19 protein-coding genes and 1 pseudogene are annotated in these 18,864 nt (G+C 58.8%); 10 read left to right on the plus strand and 10 right to left on the minus strand.

Annotated elements, in window-relative coordinates; all coding sequences use genetic code 11:
• Positions 1-101 precede the first annotated feature (101 nt).
• Positions 102-611, plus strand: coding sequence for an RlpA-like double-psi beta-barrel domain-containing protein (locus MUN80_RS02945; RefSeq protein ID WP_244719419.1), 510 nt, complete (start codon positions 102-104; stop codon positions 609-611).
• An 83-nt stretch (positions 612-694) separates the two neighbouring features.
• On the opposite strand, the gene MUN80_RS02950 is transcribed toward MUN80_RS02945, so the two are convergent.
• Both MUN80_RS02950 and MUN80_RS02955 read right to left on the minus strand, forming a co-directional pair.
• Positions 695-1,708: a hypothetical protein gene (locus tag MUN80_RS02950; protein ID WP_244719422.1), complete on the minus strand. Its 1,014-nt coding sequence runs from the start codon at positions 1,706-1,708 to the stop codon at positions 695-697.
• A 148-nt stretch (positions 1,709-1,856) separates the two neighbouring features.
• On the minus strand, positions 1,857-2,258 hold the full coding sequence (locus MUN80_RS02955; protein ID WP_244719425.1) for a hypothetical protein: 402 nt from the start codon (positions 2,256-2,258) through the stop codon (positions 1,857-1,859).
• 136 nt (positions 2,259-2,394) lie between these two features.
• Here MUN80_RS02955 and MUN80_RS02960 point away from each other — a divergent pair, with 136 nt between their 5' ends.
• Positions 2,395-4,281, plus strand: coding sequence for a WG repeat-containing protein (locus MUN80_RS02960; protein ID WP_244719428.1), 1,887 nt, complete (start codon positions 2,395-2,397; stop codon positions 4,279-4,281).
• A gap of 18 nt (positions 4,282-4,299) precedes the next feature.
• On the opposite strand, the gene MUN80_RS02965 is transcribed toward MUN80_RS02960, so the two are convergent.
• The gene (locus MUN80_RS02965; RefSeq protein WP_244719431.1) at positions 4,300-4,758 is read right to left on the minus strand and encodes a DUF6799 domain-containing protein; all 459 of its coding nucleotides are present in this window, start codon (positions 4,756-4,758) and stop codon (positions 4,300-4,302) included.
• A gap of 156 nt (positions 4,759-4,914) precedes the next feature.
• Between MUN80_RS02965 and MUN80_RS02970 the strand changes: the two genes are divergently transcribed.
• Positions 4,915-5,184, plus strand: a complete 270-nt coding sequence (locus MUN80_RS02970; RefSeq protein WP_244719434.1) for a hypothetical protein — start codon at positions 4,915-4,917, stop codon at positions 5,182-5,184.
• A 77-nt stretch (positions 5,185-5,261) separates the two neighbouring features.
• On the opposite strand, the gene MUN80_RS02975 is transcribed toward MUN80_RS02970, so the two are convergent.
• Positions 5,262-6,794, minus strand: a complete 1,533-nt coding sequence (locus MUN80_RS02975) for a hypothetical protein (protein ID WP_244719437.1) — start codon at positions 6,792-6,794, stop codon at positions 5,262-5,264.
• Between the two features lie 186 nt (positions 6,795-6,980).
• On the opposite strand from MUN80_RS02975, the gene MUN80_RS02980 reads away from it, so the two are divergent.
• The 4 genes and pseudogenes from MUN80_RS02980 to MUN80_RS02995 all read left to right on the plus strand — a co-directional run bounded on the left by MUN80_RS02980 (position 6,981) and on the right by MUN80_RS02995 (position 10,024).
• Positions 6,981-7,724 (plus strand): hypothetical protein, encoded by a 744-nt coding sequence (locus MUN80_RS02980; protein ID WP_244719440.1) that lies wholly within the window; start codon positions 6,981-6,983, stop codon positions 7,722-7,724.
• Positions 7,725-7,735: 11 nt separating this feature from the next.
• The gene (locus MUN80_RS02985; protein WP_244719443.1) at positions 7,736-8,356 is read left to right on the plus strand and encodes a hypothetical protein; all 621 of its coding nucleotides are present in this window, start codon (positions 7,736-7,738) and stop codon (positions 8,354-8,356) included.
• Between the two features lie 162 nt (positions 8,357-8,518).
• Positions 8,519-9,109, plus strand: a pseudogene (locus MUN80_RS02990) (DNA-processing protein DprA); the annotation flags it as partial.
• A 78-nt stretch (positions 9,110-9,187) separates the two neighbouring features.
• Entirely contained in the window at positions 9,188-10,024 is an 837-nt protein-coding gene (locus MUN80_RS02995; RefSeq protein ID WP_244719449.1) for a DUF1206 domain-containing protein, read from the plus strand.
• Positions 10,025-10,094: 70 nt separating this feature from the next.
• Here MUN80_RS02995 and MUN80_RS03000 read toward each other — a convergent pair whose 3' ends face one another.
• Complete coding sequence (locus tag MUN80_RS03000) at positions 10,095-11,309, minus strand: NAD(P)-dependent oxidoreductase (RefSeq protein WP_244719452.1); 1,215 nt, start codon at positions 11,307-11,309, stop codon at positions 10,095-10,097.
• A gap of 150 nt (positions 11,310-11,459) precedes the next feature.
• On the opposite strand from MUN80_RS03000, the gene gcvP reads away from it, so the two are divergent.
• A complete protein-coding gene (gcvP, locus tag MUN80_RS03005) occupies positions 11,460-14,381 on the plus strand; it encodes an aminomethyl-transferring glycine dehydrogenase (RefSeq protein WP_244719455.1) in 2,922 nt (973 codons plus the stop codon).
• A gap of 100 nt (positions 14,382-14,481) precedes the next feature.
• On the opposite strand, the gene MUN80_RS03010 is transcribed toward gcvP, so the two are convergent.
• Entirely contained in the window at positions 14,482-14,778 is a 297-nt protein-coding gene (locus MUN80_RS03010) for a hypothetical protein (protein ID WP_244719459.1), read from the minus strand.
• Positions 14,779-14,998: 220 nt separating this feature from the next.
• Between MUN80_RS03010 and MUN80_RS03015 the strand changes: the two genes are divergently transcribed.
• The gene (locus MUN80_RS03015; protein ID WP_244719462.1) at positions 14,999-15,601 is read left to right on the plus strand and encodes a DUF4136 domain-containing protein; all 603 of its coding nucleotides are present in this window, start codon (positions 14,999-15,001) and stop codon (positions 15,599-15,601) included.
• Between the two features lie 78 nt (positions 15,602-15,679).
• Here the strand turns inward: MUN80_RS03015 and lipA are convergent, their stop codons facing one another.
• Positions 15,680-16,582, minus strand: coding sequence for a lipoyl synthase (gene lipA, locus MUN80_RS03020; RefSeq protein ID WP_375373982.1), 903 nt, complete (start codon positions 16,580-16,582; stop codon positions 15,680-15,682).
• Between the two features lie 155 nt (positions 16,583-16,737).
• On the minus strand, positions 16,738-17,517 hold the full coding sequence (locus MUN80_RS03025; protein ID WP_244719466.1) for a hypothetical protein: 780 nt from the start codon (positions 17,515-17,517) through the stop codon (positions 16,738-16,740).
• Positions 17,518-17,625: 108 nt separating this feature from the next.
• On the opposite strand from MUN80_RS03025, the gene MUN80_RS03030 reads away from it, so the two are divergent.
• Complete coding sequence (locus tag MUN80_RS03030; protein ID WP_244719468.1) at positions 17,626-18,030, plus strand: OsmC family protein; 405 nt, start codon at positions 17,626-17,628, stop codon at positions 18,028-18,030.
• A 91-nt stretch (positions 18,031-18,121) separates the two neighbouring features.
• Here MUN80_RS03030 and ytxJ read toward each other — a convergent pair whose 3' ends face one another.
• Both ytxJ and MUN80_RS03040 read right to left on the minus strand, forming a co-directional pair.
• Positions 18,122-18,466: a bacillithiol system redox-active protein YtxJ gene (ytxJ, locus tag MUN80_RS03035; RefSeq protein ID WP_244719470.1), complete on the minus strand. Its 345-nt coding sequence runs from the start codon at positions 18,464-18,466 to the stop codon at positions 18,122-18,124.
• A gap of 10 nt (positions 18,467-18,476) precedes the next feature.
• Positions 18,477-18,800 (minus strand): hypothetical protein, encoded by a 324-nt coding sequence (locus MUN80_RS03040; RefSeq protein ID WP_244719472.1) that lies wholly within the window; start codon positions 18,798-18,800, stop codon positions 18,477-18,479.
• Between the last annotated feature and the right edge of the window lie 64 nt (positions 18,801-18,864).

Raw genomic sequence — 18,864 nt, forward strand, 5'->3', positions numbered from 1 at the left:
AACCTTTTTGCCCCAATGGGAGTTAACCCCATCTTGCCCGCCTTCCATATAGGCAACCCATTCTCTTCGGGTCTGAAGAAGAGTCCACCAACCTAACCGTCATGTCTATTGCGTTAGTCCTACTGACCCTCCTGTTTCCCCCGCGGCCCATACCCATGTTTTCCGCAGCTCTCCCTTCTACTGTTGCTCACCTAAGCCCCCGTACAGTAGCGTTCGTTTCGGCCCCGGTTATTGCCCAGCGTCCTCCCCGGCGCTTGCCGGTTTACACGGTTACAGCCACCATTTACGAAGCCGAGGCCCGGCAAACCGACTCCGAGCCCTTCGTTACCGCCGATAATTCCCGCATTCCGCGACGACATTCCAGCAAGATGCGCTGGATGGCCTTGTCCCGGGACCTGCTTAAGAAGTGGGGTGGCGAGTTTGACTTTGGCGACTCGGTCCGCGTAACCGGAATTTCCCCTCAACTCGACGGTAACTACATCATCCACGACACGATGAACCGTCGGCACCGCCACTGCATGGATATCCTGGCCGCCAAGTCGGAAAACCTGGACGAAATGTGGAAAAACGTCAAAATCACCAAGGTCGTGCCCCAGTGGCGCGCCAGCTAAACGGCTTATTAGCTGTAGCTTTAGTCCCACCTAGGCAACTCAATTGAGTGGTAGTCCCTGGTGGTGTTTGCCCTGTTCCGGGCTTATTTCTCAGTCAGACCTTCCCAGCGTTCCAGCACTAGTGGCTCCCCATCCTGGTCGTACAGGTAACTTAGGGGCTGCCGGGCATCACGCATGATTTCGGTATACGGAATCTGCCACCGTTTCCACATTTCCTGCAGCGAGGTACCGTAAGCCGAGTTTTCCCAGGGGTTGAAAATCTCGCGGGTCACGTCGTCAATCAGCGTATCGAACACCAATTCGGTGTCGCCGGGCTGTACGGGGCGCGGAAAATAATCGGGCACGACGTTCAGCAAATACGCCCCGTAGTAGACCCGAGCCTTAAACTCGGCAATCTGAATGGGGTGCAGGGGCCGCTGGGCATCCCGGTACACCCGGCCCATAGCCTGCCGTAGTAAGCCATTGTCGATCAGGCAGCTGACCAGCACCGTCTCGTCGAGCTTGATGCTGAAGGTCATCGTGCTCAAGTCGTCGTCGTATTCGAAAGGAATCGTGTCTTCGAGCGGGGCGGTTTCGAGGATAAAAATTGAAGCCGGCGTGAAGTCTTCGTACACAATAGGGACGCGCAAGGCCTGAAACACCTGGAAAAAGCACTGCAGTTTGCGTAGCAGCTGGGTGTTTTCGGCCAACGGATACAACGGCTTCACCAGTGGGTCCAGCTCATTGAGGATTTCCAGCAGCATCACGCCGTAAAACATCTTGCCCAGCCACAGAAACAGCGTTTTCTCATCGAGGCTGCGCAGGGCTACCGCGCCGGTCTGCACGGCCTGGGCCACGGTTTGCTCCAGCGGCTCCACGTACTGCTGCCGGCACTCGGCGCAGCAGGGCATACGCAGCTCGGGGTAAGCCAACACACTCTGGTCGAGCAGCTTGATCTGCAGATCCGTCAGCTGGTAGCGCTCCAGCAACCACCGGTCAAATACCAGCACCGAGTCGGACGGGGCGGGCGTGGGCGTGCCGCACAGGAAGCAGTGCTGGGCGAAGCGCATGCCCGTAAACGGGTCGTAGAGCGAGAGGTCGGGCGTGGTGGCAGACATAAGCGGCACGAAAGAATGAAGGCGCAAAAGTACGGGGTCCCCGTCTGGTATTGGCCATTGCCGAGCAACTTTGCCGGGGGTGCGCCTAACAACCAAAAGCCTCCGCCAGTGTTTGGCGGAGGCTTTTGGTTGGGGTAGCAATCCGGAACTAGCGGGAAAGTGAAGAACCCATTTTAATGAGGAGCTTGCCCAGCTGGGTGAGCGGGCCGCTGTAGTCGTCGGAGGTTTCGTCAGCCACCTTAACGGTTTCGGCTCCCAGCGTAGCCAGGGTTTCGGCAATGTCGTGGGCGGCAGTATCGGGGGTGCTAAGCTGCTCGTTCAACGTAGCCAATTCCTGGATAATTTTGGCCAGCCCCGGCCGCTCGGAAGCGCGCAGTACTTCTTGCCACCGGTCGATTTCGCCTAGTCCGCGCTGGTCAGCCTTCTCGGGCACGCCGTTGTTGAGCAACGCTAGCGTATCGTCGAGCAGGGCAGAATTTTGCTGGTCGGTCACGTCCAGGGGAACCGTGGGCGTGGGAGTATTCTGGGGCGTGGGCGCAGTGGAGTCCATGGGTAAAGCGAATAAAGCGGAAGATATTCCCTGCTATACTGGCTTTTTTCCAGAAAAGTTAAGTCACCAAGGTCGAGCCGGCTGCGTACAACCCGCCCGGCCCTGTATTTGGCTTGGCCAAGCCGCTTTCCAATTTATGCTGCACGTTTTCCTTCTGGGTTCTTTTTCCGATTCCGCCCGGCGGGAGCAATTTGAGGCCGTCCGCGCCGCGTTGGCCGCCGAGCCGAATTCGCCCCCCACCCTGTTGCTGGGCAACGTGCCCGGGGCGGAAGGCGAGGCGCTGGATGCCGTAGTGCTGCGCCCCCACCTGATTACGATTCTGGTGCTTGAGCCCCGGGGCGGCCGGCTTACCATCCGCGACTTTGCCCACGCCGCCTGGCAGCTCAACGGCGCCCCGCTGACCGGAGCCGCTGCTGCCGACAACCCATTTCAGCAGTTCTTGCAGCAAAAAAATGCGTTAGACCAACTGTTGAGGCCTCATTTACACGCCGGCCAAGCCAATCTGAACTTTATCAGCGGACTACTGCTGTTCGGGGAGCCGGTGACGTTTGGACCCGAAGTAGAAGAGCGGATGAGTGCGGTACCCGCCGCCAACAATTTCCAGCTTCTGGCCGACCCCAGCCGCTTCACTCGCCGCCTGGCCCAGCTGGCTACCCCCGAAATTGACCTGACGGCGGCCGACCTAGAACATCTGGCCGCCGAGCTGGCTCCCAGTGCCGACTCTACTTCGGCTGCCGCTGCGCCCGAGCCGGAAGAGGAACCTGCCGACGCACTCTCTGACGAACCCATTGCTCCGACGGCGGGCGGCTTTCTGCAGCAGAAAGCCGCGCAGCTGTGGCGGTGGCTGGGCGCCGAAGACGTGACTGACCTGGACGAAGCCCCGTACGGCTACACCGAAAAGACCTTAGCCGCCCGCAACCACGAAAAGCAGGAGTTGGAGCGCCTGCAGGCCTCTATGCAGCAAGAACTGGCCACGCAGCTACGGGCCATGGAAGCGCGGGAGGCAGAACGGGAGAAAAGCATTGCACAGCTACGCCAGCAGCTGGCCACGGCTCCGCCTGTAGCCTCCGAAGCCGCCCGACTGCAGGAGCGGCTAGCCGTGGAAAATCGGGAGAAAGAGGCCCTGGACGCAGCTATTCTGGCTTCCCGGGCCGAATCGGAAGCCCGCAACCGGGAGCTAGACGCCAAAATCCAGCAGCTGGAACAGTTGATGCAACGCCTGCAGGCAGCCCCAATTTCCAGTCCGGCAGCCCCGGGCTACTCGTCAGCTAGCAGCCCCGCCCCTACCCCACTCCACCCAACGATTCGGGCAGGCTTCCGGCAAGTGCGGGCGTGGCGCCGCCGGCTGCCGCGCCTGGCGGCCCTAGGCACCGGCGTACTGGCCGTAGCCTTAGTAGTAGGCGGTGTGAAGTCACTGATGGCCGGGCCACCCACCCGCTTTACAGAGCATGGTCGGTGGGGCCTACTGGAGGCCGACGGCGACACGCTGGTTCCCGCCCGCTACAGCAGCATCAGCGACTTTATCGACGGCCAGGCCGTGGTTGAGCAGAGCGGGGCTTTTGGCTTTATCGGCAAGAACGGTCAGGAAGTATTGCCTCCTACCTACGATGCGCTGAACCCATACCGGGAAGGCTACGCCCGGGTGCGGGTAGGCGACACCTATACTTTCCTGGATGAGGATGGGCAAGAGTTTGACCACTACTATTATAATGCCCTGGACTTTGCCGAAGGCTACGCGGCCGTGCTCGACTACCGGGGCTGGTTTTACATCCAGGGCCCCGACACACCCGCGCAGAACCCCAAACTGTTCCGGGAAGCCTATTCCTTCCACGACGGCCTAGCCCGGGTACGGCTGGCCGATGGGTACACCTTCATCCGGAAAAGCTACCTGCGCAGCCCCGAGGCCGACACCAAGCCGTTCGGCCGCTACAGCAGCGCCAGCGACTTTGCCGACGGCAAGGCCCGCGTGACCCAGAAGGGGCGCACATTCTACATCGATGAGGATGGGGACCCGGTAGAATAGAAACCGAGAAGCCCCCTGCTAGTGGTCGTGCTTTTTGTGCTTTCCCTTACCGTGCTTGCCCTTCTTCTGATGGCCCCAGCCCCGCCGCTTGCCGCCGTTGACTAGCTGCCGCAAATAGGCCTCTGCTGATATAGGCGCCCTCACGGCGGAAGCGGCAGGCCGGGGAACTGCTGCCAGTCGCAGTGGCCCGCCCACCTCGCCCGTCACCTGAACGACATTGCCAGCCAGGTCGCAGCCTTTGCCTTCCGCCAGCTCGGTGCGGCGGCCGTCGCGGGCTACCACAAAACCGTCCCGGGTGATGACGCGGCCGTTGGGCAGGTGCACGTCGCGGGTCATGGGCCGGGGCGCGCCGTTGCGAATAATAAACATGCCGCCGTCCCGTCGCTGAAACCCGTCGTTCCGCCCCCGGCTTTGGGCCAGGCCGGATAAAGAGCTGGTCAGGCAGCACAGCAGCAGTATACGGGCAAAGGATGGCACGACGGGCAAAATAGTAAGGGTTGAGGCAAAACGTGACCCAACTACGGTTGGGTGTACTCGCAAGTTTTAGGTCATTTTTCTAAAAACTGTTGGGTTACTTTTAAACTCAACCCGTATCAAGGCACACTTAAACTTTTAATTTAACTCCACTTAGCCATGAAAATGTCCTTCAAAGCCCTGTTTGTTGCCGCCGCTGCCTGCGCCATGTTTGCCACCACTTCCTGCTCGGAGAAGACCCAGGAAAACGCCGAAGCTACGGCTGAAAGCGCTGCTTCTGATGCTGCTACCACCACTGAAAATGCTGCTGACGCTACGGCCAACGCTGCTGGCGAAGTAAAAGCTGACATGGCTCCCGAGGCTGGCGACACGGCTGTTGTAGTAGACAAAGAGGCCGACAAACTGGTAGAAGAAGCTCCCAAGCAGTAGTTTCGACTATCTTTTTACATACAAAAAAGCCCGTGCTACCACAGCACGGGCTTTTTTGTCTTTCGAGGGGATGCACCTTACTGAGCCGCCGTAGCCGATAGCTCCAGCAGCACGTCATAGTAGGGCCGGCCCACGGCGCGGGACTTAAGCCAGGCATAGAAGCTCATAGCGTGCAGATCTTCGCGCTCCAGGGGCAGAAAATCGGGCAGGGCTTCCATCCGGGCCTTGAAGTCGGGTTTGGTGGGCGCAGTGGGGTCATCAATTATTTCGCGCACCAGCCCCAGGTAGCTGAGCACGTAGTGGTAGTCGCCGCCCTCGTCGCCGAGTCGCTCGCGCAGCACCCGCTCAATGGCCCGCAGCCGGTTCAGGGCCAGGTCGGGGTTGCCCATTTCCAGCTGCACCAGCATTTCGCCCAGGCTTTTGTTAAACACCCATTCCAGCCCCATCTGCTGCTCGCACCACCTGTCGGAGCGCCCGATGCCGATGAGCACTTGGTTGGTTTTGCTGAACTTGCCTTCGGCGAAGTAGTGAAAGCCCAACCCCAACCGGGCCGTGAGCTGGTCGCGCGGATTCAGGACCACGTCACGGCCTTTGAGTACTTCTTCCAGCAACTGAATACTCTCAGTGTTGCGGCGCAGAAAAGCGTAGTTGGCGGCCAGCAAAAACGTGTGCTTGGGCACAAAATCGGCGTAATGCCCGCGCGGACCGGCGTAGAGCGCTGTCCGCAGCTGCTCCAGATACTCAATGGACTCGGTGAAGCGGCGCGTGCGGTACAGCCCATGCGCAATCATGTAGAGCAGGCTGAGCTGGTAGTAGCGGTGGGCCGAGGCAAAGCCGTGGCGCTTTTCCATGAGCTTGTAGCACCGAATCACGAAGGGTGTGAAGGAGGCAAAGTCGCGGCGGGCCAGCATGGCGCTGCGGGCAATGGCCATGAGCCGGTAGAGCAACGACGGACGGCGGGCAAAGGCTTCCTGCAGGTCGTACTCGCGCAGCACTTCCTGCATGATACCGTCGAAGGACTCGCCGGCGCGGCCCCGCACCCGGGCTTCGCGCAGGCGCTGCCGGATGAGGCTGTGCGCAATACCGGCCCGCTCCTCTTCGTCGGCGGCCTTTTTGTTGAGGTTGCGCCGCTTGATGATGTCATTCAGATCCTCGGCGTATTCGCTGTCGGCCTGAGCTATCTGCAAGTTATAAATCGTGTTGAGCAGCTCATACTGCTCATTGGTCTGGGCCTGCTTCTCGGCTTTGCGCAGCGTAAGCCAGGCTAAACGCGGAATGCCAGCCTCAAACAGGTACTGGGCCAGGGTAAGCTGCCCCCGCACCGAGGAAGCCGCCGTAGGATCTTGCTGGCGCTGGCGCAGCAGCAAAAAGTCGGTGACGTGGCGCATAAGGCGCTTGCGCAAGGCGTAGTACGCCACCGTGTTGGGCTCTTCCGGGTAGAGGCGGGCTACCAGCTCGTCGGTGTCATATTCTTTTTGATGCAACAGCAGCTCATACAGGCGCGAGTCCATACGGCCCTTCTGTTTTTTGCGCTGGCGCTGAATAAACCGGCCGAAATCCTTCCGGTCTTCCGCCGAAAAGGTAGCCAGGGTAGTACGTAGGTCATCCATGAGGTACAGCGAAGATTACGATAAATCTACAAAGTCAAATTATCAATGCAAAACATTCTCACAATCAGTATTATACACACAAACTAACTTAAATTTAAAAATCTACCAACGGAAAAAGGTGGCTGACAACCGTCCAGATTATTCCTGCATCTTTCCAGTACACACACCCCTCCTTTTCGCCACGCTATGCAACGTATTCTACTCACGCTCTTTTTCGGGCTGTTGGCTCTGGCTGCCCAGGCCCAGGACGTACTCACCAAACAGAATGGGGAGGAGGTTCAGGTGAAGGTGCTGGAAATCACCCCCACTGAGGTACATTACAAGCGCTTCGATTATCTGGATGGGCCTCTGATTATCGTGCGTAAAGCCGATGTGTTCATGATTCGCTACGCCAACGGTACCAAGGAATTGTTTGGTGCCACAACGGTGCCCACGGGCCCTACTCCGGGCAAAACTGCCCCGCCTTCGGGAGCCACAGTACCTGGCGACGAGGAATCGGCTTACGAGGAAGTGCACCTGGGCGGACCGCGAATCGGGGTGACGGTGCTGGCCGGCGGCGTAGCCGACCGGGCCCGGTCGGAGTACAGCGTTAAGCCTTTTCTGACCCAGTTTGGCTGGCAGTTTGAAACCCGTATTTTCCGCTTGCCCAACGGGACCTCGGGCCTGGTGGAGCTGGTACCTTTGATTGGGGGCCTGGAACAAAACAAGTTTGTGCCAAGCCTGAACGCCCTGGTGGGCATCCGGGGTCCGAAAGGGCTGGAGTTTGGCCTGGGCCCCAACGTGTCGCCGCTCAGTGCCAGCATCGTGCTGGCCGTGGGCACCAGCTTCCGCTCCCACGGGGTCAATTTCCCGGTGAATTTTGCGGTGGTACCCGGCAACGGCGGGGCCCGCTTCAGCTTGTTATTCGGCTTTAACTCTCGTCGTAACTAACTGCTTATCTAATGTTCACTTATTCACTGCACCCGGTCGTCAGGCGCTTCATGCTCATCCTTCTGGGCTGGATGCTCAGCCCGGCGGCCTTTGCCCAGCACGACGCCATCCTACGCACCAACGGCGAAGAAATCAAAGCCAAAATCCTGACGGTGAGTCCCGATACCATCCACTACGTCCACCTCGACCCACCCAGTACCGACACGCTGCGCATAGCTTCCGCCGACGTTTTTATGCTACGCTATGCCAATGGTACCCGGGAAGTGATTCAGCACCCGGTGGCTACTAGCAGCGCCATGCAGCTCTCCCGGCAGGAAGCCATGCAGCGCGGCGCGGCCGATGCCCGGAAATATTTTCGGGCGCCCGGGGCTTTCTGGGGTACGTATGGTGCTACGCTGCTCAACCCCATGGCCGGGCTCGTGACGGGAGTAGTGGTAGGCAACGTTCGTCCGCTGGAGTATAACCTGACTGCACCCGACCCGAATCTGCTGAAAAACCCCGACTACGTACGCGGCTACCAGCGGCAGGCCAAAAATAAGAAGCTCGGTAAAGCTGTTGCTGGGTTCGGGGCCGGGGTAGGCACTTTGGTGGTAGCCCTAGCCGTGCTGCTGACCAACAGCAGGCACTGGTAATAGGGTTATCGAAGAGAGCTAGGCATCTTTAAGAATAACTGAGCTCGTTCGTATAAGTCCTCTGTCTGCCAGATACTGGGAGACAGAGGCTTTTTTTGTGACAAGACCAATAATATATAGTACTTTAACAATCATAAGCAGTATAAAACCCATACTCCGTGGACTTCACTGCTGAATCCTATGCCTATTGCTCCTGAAGAACTGCGCACGCTGGGCAATCTGGCGCTGCTTGATTTGCTCAAAACCGCCTTTTTTTGTTCGCGCCAGTATCCGGCCGCCGTCGAACAGCCTACATACCGGTGGGCCCTCGAGCAGCGGACTCAGGGCCATTGTATCGTGTCGGGCTTTCACTCGATGCTGGAGCAAACGGTTTTTCGCTATCTGCTGCAGGGCCCCGAGCAGCCTATAGTCTATGCCCTGGGGCGAGGCATTCAGCCCAATTTGCACCTAGAATACGGGCTCGAAATCGAGGCCGGCCATTTGCTGTTCGTCACGCCTTTCGAACCCGAAATTCAGACCGTAACCCAGGAAACGGCTGATATTCGCAACCTGCTCATTGCGGATATGGCGGATCAGTTCTTTGTTCCGTATGCCGCCCCAGACGGCAATCTGGACCGCCTCCTGCGCCATGCAACGGCTCAGGGCAAGACTATCCTGACGCTCGATATTGCGGAGAATCAGGCCTTACTGGCGCGGGGTGCCCAGCCGTTTCAGCCCACTGGTATTATGGGCCTGCACAAGCAGCAGCTATAGAGAGGTAAAGGGACTAGTGTACCCAAACAGCAACTGATGCGTAAGCACTAGCCTCATCCGCACCTAAACTCGACTGCTATGACTTCAATTTCTTCCGTTTTACCTCAGGCTTCACCTTCGCAGGGCATTCGCACCCTAGCCCGGTTTGGGTTTGCGGCCAAAGGAGCCGTGTATATAACGATGGGCATTTTGGCACTGCTGGCGGCCACGGGCATGCGAGGCGGCAAAACTGCCGACAAGCAGCAGGCGGTTCAAACTATTCAGGATTTGCCCATGGGCCGGTTTTTACTAGGCCTGATTGCGCTGGGCCTGGCCGGTTACGTCATCTGGCGCTTCACCCAAGCCCTGCGCGACACCGAAAACAAAGGCCATGGAGCCAAAGGCATTGCCCGGCGCATTGGCTACGCGGCCAGCGGCTTGTTTTATGTGGCCCTGGCTTTTTACGCCGGTAAAGCCGCCTGGCAAAACACGGCCGTCAGCAGCAGCGGCGGCCGCGGCAACTCCAAGCAGTCGATGGTGGCTACACTGCTGGAGCAGTCGTACGGTCCCTGGCTGGTGGGCGCTATTGGCTTGTTCATTATCGGCACGGGCATTTACCAGATCTGGCGGGCGTACTCCGGCAAGTTTGCCAAGCACGTAAATTCCAGTCAATTGCCTGCCAACCAGCAACAGATTGTGTACCGCACCGGGCAGGTGGGCTACACGGCCCGGGGCATCGTTATGGCTATTATCGGTTACTTCTTCGTGCAGGCTGCCCGCCACTCCAACGCCAGCGAAGTCAACGACACCGAAGGCGCCTTCGACCTGCTGAGCTCTATGGGCCCGGGCGTTCTAGGCATCGTGGCGTTGGGATTGGTGGGCTATGGCGTTTATCAGGTAGTGCAGGCCAAGTACCCAGTCCTCAACGGCGTGTAAGACTGCTCACGCTAAACCACAAAAAGGCCTGCTTGACAGCAGGCCTTTTTTGCTTTTCGGTGGTCAAACCCTAATCCGCCACATAGTCGCTCAGGTAGAGGTACCGCTCGGTGAGCTGGCCGCCGCGGACAATAGTAGCCCGCTCGATAACCTCGTCGGCATCGTCACTGAGCAGGTGAGGGAACACCGTATCGAGCAGCTGGCGGCCAAAGTCCCGGGAGGCGTTGCGGGGCAGCTCACAGGGCAGATTATCCACGGCCATCATGGTAATGTTGCCGGGGCGAGAACAGGGCTCCTCCAGCTCTCCGGTCTGGGGGTTGTAGTCGAACAGCGGGTGCTGAATGCTGCTGCTGCGCTTAGTGCACGGAATGGAGCCGTTTACGTCGCAGGTCACATCGGCTATGGTATTGATGCGGAAGCTAGGCTGGCGGGTGTCTTCCTCCGTGAAGAGCTTGGGTGCCGTCGGGTGCCAGTAGGCGCAGGCAATGAGCAGGTCGGTGACGGGCAAAAACTTGTCGAAGGTACTTTTGTATAAGTGCGGGTTGCGGTGAAAGTCGGGCGTATCCCACACCCGGCCGTCGAGGCGGGCGTTGTAGTCGGAGCTGCGCAACTGGGCGTACACGGGCTCCTTAAAATCCAGGTACAGATAGTCGTACACGCTCACCCGGCGGATGCCCATACGGTCCAGCACCTCCAACGCGCCCTGGGCTACCCGGCCCGAGCCGGTTACGGCAATCTTGATAGGCGGCAGCTTTTTGACTTTGAAAAATTCCTCCTGCATGTCGTCCATGTCGACGCACTGGTAGGCGGGCTTGAGGCGGTACAAATCGTGTTTGCGGCCGTAGCTCAGCAGCCCATTATAGGCGCCTACGATGCCAGCGTAGCGCCCGAAAGCCACAATCCGCTCCCCGTTGCCGTTGGTGAGTAGTTCGTAGTCAATCAGGGTAATGTTCTTGCGTAGCACGGCCCGCAGCAACTCCCGGTTGGCGGGCTGCTTTTTCACCGTGTGCGAAAAAAACATATACGTTTTATCCGGAATCAGCTGAGCCACCGGCACTTCCTTGACGCCCATCAGGATGTCGCACTGGCTTACGTCGGGGCTGACCTGAATGCCCAGGTCGCGGTATTCCTGGTCGGAGTAACTGCGCACAGGGCTTTCCTGCACCACGATGGTCAGGCCAGGAAAGGTGGTTTGGGCTTCCACGCACTTCTTCGGGGTCAGGGGCACGCGTTTATCCGGCGGATTTTTGCCTTCGCAGATAATGCCAAGGGTAACTTTTCGCATGGGTTTGGGGTTGGGTGGTAGCAACTTGGGTAGGAAGGAATTCGGGTAAAACTAGCCCTTTTGCCGTAAGGCGGCCTCACCTTTTCATCTTACCTTTGTGTGCCCCACCCTCCCATCGGGCATTTCCCCTGCCATTTCTAGCCCTTTTCTATGATTCTGAAAACCAAGCCCGCCGACGTATTTGTGGACCGCCATAACGGTCCGGATGCCGAGGCAGTGGCCGCTATGCTCCGCACCATCGGAGTAGACTCGGTCGAGCAGCTCATCGACGAAACAGTGCCCGCCGCCATCCGGCTCAAGCGCGAGTTGAACCTGCCCGCTGCCCTCACGGAGCGGGCTTTTTTGGCGAAATTCAAAGGCATTGCCAGTAAGAATAAGATCTACAAGAACTACATCGGCCTGGGTTACCACGACACGGCCCTGCCCGGCGTAATCCAGCGCAACATCCTGGAGAATCCGGGCTGGTACACGGCTTACACGCCCTACCAGGCCGAAATTGCCCAAGGCCGCCTCGAGGCGCTGATCAACTACCAGACGATGGTAATTGACCTCACCGGCCTCGAAATTGCCAACGCCAGCCTGCTCGACGAAGGCACTGCCGCCGCCGAGACCATGCACATGTTCCACAGCCAGAGCAAGAAGAAAAACGCCTCGCGCTTCTTCGTTTCGGACCTTGTGCTGCCTCAGACTATCGATTTGATGCGCACCCGCGCTACCCCGCTGGGCATTGAGCTGGTCGTGGGTGACCACCGCTCGGTGGACCTCTCGGACGACACCTTGTTTGGTGCCCTGTTGCAGTATCCTGCCGCCGACGGCCAGATTTTCGACTATAAAGACTTTATCAGCAAGGCCCACGACAAAGGCATCTTCGTGACCGTAGCCGCTGATCTGATGGCTCTGACCCTGCTCACGCCTCCTGGCGAGCTAGGCGCCGACGCCTGCGTGGGCAACTCCCAGCGTTTCGGCGTACCGATGGGCTACGGCGGCCCCCACGCCGGCTTCCTGGCGACCAAAGACGCCTTCAAGCGCGTCATTCCCGGCCGCATCATCGGCCAAAGCATCGACGCGGCCGGCAACAAGGCCTACCGCATGGCCCTGCAAACCCGGGAGCAGCACATCCGCCGTGAAAAAGCCACTTCCAACATCTGCACCGCCCAGGTACTCTTGTCGGTGCTGGCCGGTATGTTTGCCGTCTACCACGGTCCGCAGCGCATCCGCCAGTTTGCCGCCAACATCCACGCCCTGACCCAACTGCTGGAAAAAGAGCTGAAGGCCTTGGGCCTGGAGCAAGCCAACGAGTTCTACTTCGATACGCTCAACATCCAGCTGGAAAGCGCCGAGTTGCAGCAAGCCGTGAAGCGCGAAGCTGAAGCTGCCGGCATCAACTTCCGCTACTTCGGTGAGTCGAACGTGGGCATTTCCCTGCACCAGAACACCGAAGCTTCCGACGTAGCCTTCATCGTGGCCGTGTTTGCCAAGGTACTGGGCAAGTCGGCCGCTGAAGCCGTGGAAATTCCTGAGGAAGTAGAGCTGACCTGGCCCAAGAACCTGGTGCGCACCTCGGAGTACCTGACCCACCCCATCTTCAACACGCACCACTCCGAGCACGAGATGCTGCGCTACATGAAGCAGTTGGAAAACAAGGATTTGAGCCTTGCTCACTCCATGATTCCGCTGGGCTCGTGCACGATGAAGCTCAACGCCACCGCCGAAATGATTCCGGTGACCTGGCCCGAAATCGGTAGCCTCCACCCCTTTGCCCCGCGCGAGCAGGCCCAGGGTTACCAGCAGATTTTCGAGGATCTGGAAGCCTGGCTTTGCGAGGTAACGCGCTTTGCCGCCGTCAGCCTACAGCCCAACTCGGGTGCCCAGGGTGAGTACGCCGGTCTGCTCGTGATTCGGGCGTACCACGAAGGCAACGGCCAGGGTCACCGCAACATCGCCTTGATTCCGGCTTCGGCCCACGGCACTAACCCCGCTTCGGCCGTCATGGCCGGCATGCAGGTGGTAGTGGTGAAAAGCACCGAGGAAGGCAACATCGACGTGGAAGACCTCAAGGCCAAAGCCGCCCAGCACGCCGACAACCTGAGCTGCCTGATGGTAACCTACCCCAGCACCCACGGCGTGTACGAGGAAACCATCATCGACATCTGCGAGACGATTCACCAGTACGGCGGCCGTGTGTATATGGACGGTGCCAACATGAACGCCCAGGTGGGCCTCACCTCGCCCGCCACCATCGGGGCAGACGTGTGCCACCTAAACCTGCACAAAACTTTCTGCATCCCGCACGGCGGCGGCGGACCCGGCGTAGGCCCTATCGGCGTAGTCGCTGATCTGGCTCCCTACCTGCCCGGCCACGTGGTGGTGGAAGTGGGTCACGAAAAAGCCACTGGCGCCGTTTCTTCGGCACCCTGGGGCTCGGCCAGCATTCTGCCCATCAGCTACGCCTACATTTCGATGATGGGCGGCGAGGGGCTGAAGGCAGCTACAGAAACGGCTATTCTGAACGCCAACTACATCAAAGCCCGCCTCGAAGAGCACTACCCCGTGCTTTACACCGGTGCCAACGGCCGCTGTGCCCACGAAATGATTCTCGACTGCCGCCAGTTCAAAAAGGCCGGCATTGAGGTCGAGGACATTGCCAAGCGCCTGATGGATTACGGCTTCCACGCCCCTACCGTGTCATTCCCCGTGGCTGGAACCTTGATGGTGGAGCCCACCGAGTCGGAAAGCAAGGAGGAGCTGGACCGCTTCATCGACGCCATGATTTCCATTCGCAAGGAAATTGCCGCCGTAGAGTCGGGCAAGGCTGATGCCAAGGACAACGTGCTCAAGCACGCTCCGCACACGGCCGCTACGGTGCTGACCCACGAGTGGACCCGCCCCTACTCACGCGAGCAGGCCGTGTACCCGCTAGAGTACGTGCGCGCCGCCAAGTTCTGGCCCACCGTGTCGCGCATCGACTCGGCCTACGGCGACCGTAACCTGATCTGCTCCTGCACCCCGCTGGAAGAGTACGCCGACCAGGAAGAGAAGCTGGTGGCTACCGACAAAGGCCCATCGTACTAAGGTCTGGTACAACATAAAAAGAGCCGCTCCTTTCGGGGCGGCTCTTTTTGTTTGGGGTTTGCAAGCGGGTGTGAAGCCCAGCGGCAGACTTGGAAATAGCCTAACGCTGCGGGAAGCAGGTGCGGTACATGTAGCCGGTCAGAGGCTTACCATCCTTGGTTACGCGGGCCTTCACGAAGTAGGCATCCACGGTGTCCATTACCTGCACCTCCATCCCGGAGCCAATAGTCATTAGCTGGGTCGACTGCTTGTTCATGCCGTCATATAGTGTGCACTCTACCACGGTGTTATACGCCACGGGCGTGCGGTTGGGGCGGGTAGAAGTAGCTGACTCACCGGCGGTGCTGCAGGAAGCCAGAGCCGTGAGGCCAAAGAAGTAAAGTAGTGGTTTGTTCATATCAGGTCGTTAGGTCGGTTAAGATAGGGCTATTTCAAGGCTAAAAGGAATTTTCCTATAAAATTTCTTCTGCAGGATATGCTGCAAGCCGACTACTTTGGGAACGTTGGCTGGCCTCCCAACGTTTAATTACCAGACCCGGAAGGCGGGGCATTTCAGCCAGCGTTTTCAGCTGATTCTCGCTATGAGGGTTCTTCTCTCAACTATTTGATTAACGACGATGAACCGTATATCCCGCTTCTTTACCCGCCCGGTAGCAATGGTTGCTGTAGGCCTTTCCCTCTTGCTGGGAGCCACTAGCTGCGCCACTTCGCACGTGGGTGTTTCTTCTGATTTTGACCACTCTGTTAATTTCCGGGCCTACAAAACCTGGGCCTGGTATCCGCAGCAAACCGTTGACACGGAAGGCGGCCCAGCTAAGGGCTACGAATCTTTCTTCGACAAGCGGATGCGCTCGGCCGTTGAAGCCGAAATGGGCCGTAAAGGCTTAACCCAGGTTGAAAAGAACCCTGACATCTACGTGGCCTACAGCGCCAAAGTAGAAGACAAACAGCGCGTAAACTATCCGTACTCGCCATTCGGCTACGGGTACTACGGCTACGGTGGCTACGGCCGCGGCATGAACTCGGTGTCGGAGTATAAGGAAGGCACTGTCATTATTGACATCGTGGACGCCAAGCGTAAAGAGCTGGCATGGCGTGGCCAGGGTGAGGCGCAGATTGACAACCGCACCATTTCCGAGCCCGAAGTATACCGCATCGTGGGCAGCGTACTGGGGAACTACCCCCCCACGGATGGCCGTAACAGCCAAGCCCAGCGCTAGTACCCCGATTTAGCAATAAAAAGCGCGGCCCCCAGATGGGAGCCGCGCTTTTTCTTTTTCAGAAGAAACCCAACTGAATTAAATCGGCACGTTGACGTGGCGTTCAGCGTGGTAGCTGCTACGTACCAACGGACCGGCTTCCACGTACTTTAAGCCGCGGCGCAGGCCTTCCTCGCGGTAGTGTGCGAACAGGTCGGGGTGGATAAACTCGGCGACTTCGATGTGGCGCTTGGTAGGCTGCAGGTACTGGCCCAGCGTCAGGATGTCGAGGCCGTTAGCGGCTAGGTCGTCCATGGCCTGGTACATTTCCTCCTTGGTTTCGCCCAGTCCCAGCATGATACCCGACTTGGTGCGCTTACCGGCTTCCTTAGTCCGGCGGATCTGCTCCAGGCTCCGGTCGTACTTGGCCTGGGGCCGCACGAGGCGGTAGAGGCTGCCCACAGTTTCCACATTGTGCGACACTACTTCCTGACCACCGGCAATCATTGTTTCCAGCGCGGCCCAGTTGGCTTTCACGTCCGGAATCAGGGTTTCGATAGTCGTAGCCGGGCTCAACTCCTTGATGCGGACCACGGTTTCGAGCCAGATGCTGGCGCCACGGTCCTTGAGTTCGTCGCGGTTTACGCTGGTAATTACGGCGTGCTTCACGCCCATGAGCTGAATGGCCTCGGCCACGCGCCGGGGCTCGTCGGTATCGTATTCGTTGGGGCGGCCCGTGGCTACGGCGCAAAACGAGCAGGAACGCGTGCACACGTTGCCCAGAATCATAAACGTAGCGGTACCGGCTCCCCAGCACTCACCCATGTTGGGGCAGTTGCCGCTTTCGCAGATGGTGTGCAGCTTATGCTCGTCTACCAAGCGGCGCACTTTGGCATATTCGGGTCCTACCGGCAGCTTCACACGCAGCCAGTCCGGTTTCCGGGGCTTGGCTGGCACCGCCGGAGCGGCCGTTTCAGCTTGAATGATAGGTAAAGTCAACAACAAGTCATCCATACTACAAAGGTAGCAGTCAGTTAGCAGTTATGAGTACCATCCCAGGGAGATGGGTAAAAAACGAAGGACTTTTCCGCCGTCGGGGTAGTAACACCCGAGCGCCAGAAAAGTCCAAATTCGCGGTAAAAAAATGAGTCGGTGGCTTAGCTCCGGTGCCCGATGTACAGTGTCAGATACACCGAGGGAAAAAAGTTGGTGTTCAAGGTCGCATCACTGATATTCGGGGCCCGCAGGATGGTGAGCTCCTTGGGGTATAGCTCAAACAGAAAACCGGTTTCGATACCCGCCACTGCGTCGCGGTAGCGGCCGTACTCGAAGCTCAGGGCGCCGCGCAGGTGACCACCGATGCGGGCCTTGGTTTCGTTGGCACCCGAGAAGATAGGAGCCCGGTCCAGAATACGGGAGTCCGCGGAGTTGACGGCCGGGTCATACTGCTCGCTGCGGATGTCTTCCTGTATCGGCGCGCCGGGCCGGTTTTCCCGCACCGTGTAGTCGTAGTAGATGTAGTAAGGCATCAGCAGGCCAATCGACGGGCCAGCGCCTACCAGGGCATTTACCTGCACGCCCGATTCGGGGGCCTTACGGAAAATAACCCGCTGCATTCCGTAGGACGGCCGCAGCACAAATAAGTAGTTGGACTTGCCAAACACGAAAGAACCGCCCGAATTCTGATTGAGCACGCGCTGTTCTTTGGGGTGCTTCACTTCCACACCTTCCACTCCCCAGAAGCGGGACCATTTCTCGTCCAGCACCCGGGTAGAGCGCACGGCCACGCCGCCGATGAGGCCGCCGCGGGTGTTAAAATTGATGCCGTAGGTAAATTCCTTGCGGTAGGATGGGTCCTCGGATACCTGTGCCTGCGCCGCAGACGCCGCCCCGAGCAGGGCCAACAAGCTAAGACCGAATGGATAGAGGTTGCGCACGGGAGCGAGGAGCTAAACGAGTGAAAATAAACCGCGAAAAAGGGGCCCGAGGGCCCTACCATCTAAAGTACGTAAATTTGCTGGCAATGTGTCGCCAACTTTCTGACTATGAGCACTGCCACTGCCCGCTACACCGGGAACCTGCGTACCGAAGCCGTTCACACCGCTTCCGGCACCACCATCTTCACCGATGCGCCCGTCGATAACCATGGCCGGGGCGAATCATTTTCGCCTACCGATCTGGTCAGTGCCGCGCTGGGAACCTGCATGATGACCATCATGGGCATCGTAGCAGAACGGCAGCAGCTGGACCTAACTGGGGTTAGCTTCGAGGTGCAGAAACACATGGCCCCCGAGCCGCGGCGCATCGCGCAGATTGACATAACCTTCCGCATGCCGACGACCCTGTCAGACAAAGAGCGGGCCGTGCTCGAAAACGCGGCCCGCACCTGTCCGGTGGCTCTAAGTCTGAACCCCGAAATCCGGCAGGAGGTTCAGTTCCTCTATGAGTAGTGGGGTGATGAAATAGGGAGATGGTGAGTTGTTGTTTAGACTGCGCACTAGTGCGCCGCCAGAACATAGAACTTACCATTTCACCATCTCCCTATTTCACCAACTCACGCACGTCGCTGAGGCGGATGCCCATGTGGGAGGCGTCGAAGCGGCACTCACCGTCTTGGATGAGCAGCAGTTGGGGCGACTCGTGGCGCACGCCAAACTTGCTGGCTATTTCTGAGGAAATAGGGCGGTAGCGCAGCAGGTCCAGGTAGTAGATGGTGGCGTTGGCCAGGTCGGCATCGGGCCACTGGCGCTCCAGCTTGCTTTTGGCCGCGGCGCTAATAGAACAGGACGTGCTGTGCTTGAAAATCAGCACCGGGTGCTCGTGCGACTCTTGCACGATGTCGGTGAGTTGGGCAGCGTCGGTGAGGGGAAGCCAGGGAGTACTCATACGGGTGGGATTATTCTTTCGTCGCTTTCTTTTTCTTGCGGAGTCCCAGCCCAACGTGGGCTGGTTCGCTAACGCGGGGTTCCCCGGTTTTATCAAACTTATAACTCTCGCGGCCGTCTTTAGGTTGCTGGGGCCGCCCGGTTCCGCCTTGTTTCAAAGCCGTTTTGTCGACGGCCAAGTGGGAGTCTTTGTATTCTCCCTTGAATTTGCGGGCGTCGCGCAGGGCCCGGCGGTTTTCGGCCCGCTTCCGGGCCGGGTACATGTCCTCGGTTTGGGCCGCAGCCGCCGTGCTGATACCCAGTACCAACCCAACAATAAGCAAGACGTGACGCATAAGAAGCGGGAAAAGGAAAGCGTGAACAGGCAGACTACCCGGCGCCCCGACGGCTTAAGTCCGA

Source organism: Hymenobacter cellulosivorans (genome assembly GCF_022919135.1).
GTDB lineage: Bacteria > Bacteroidota > Bacteroidia > Cytophagales > Hymenobacteraceae > Hymenobacter > Hymenobacter cellulosivorans.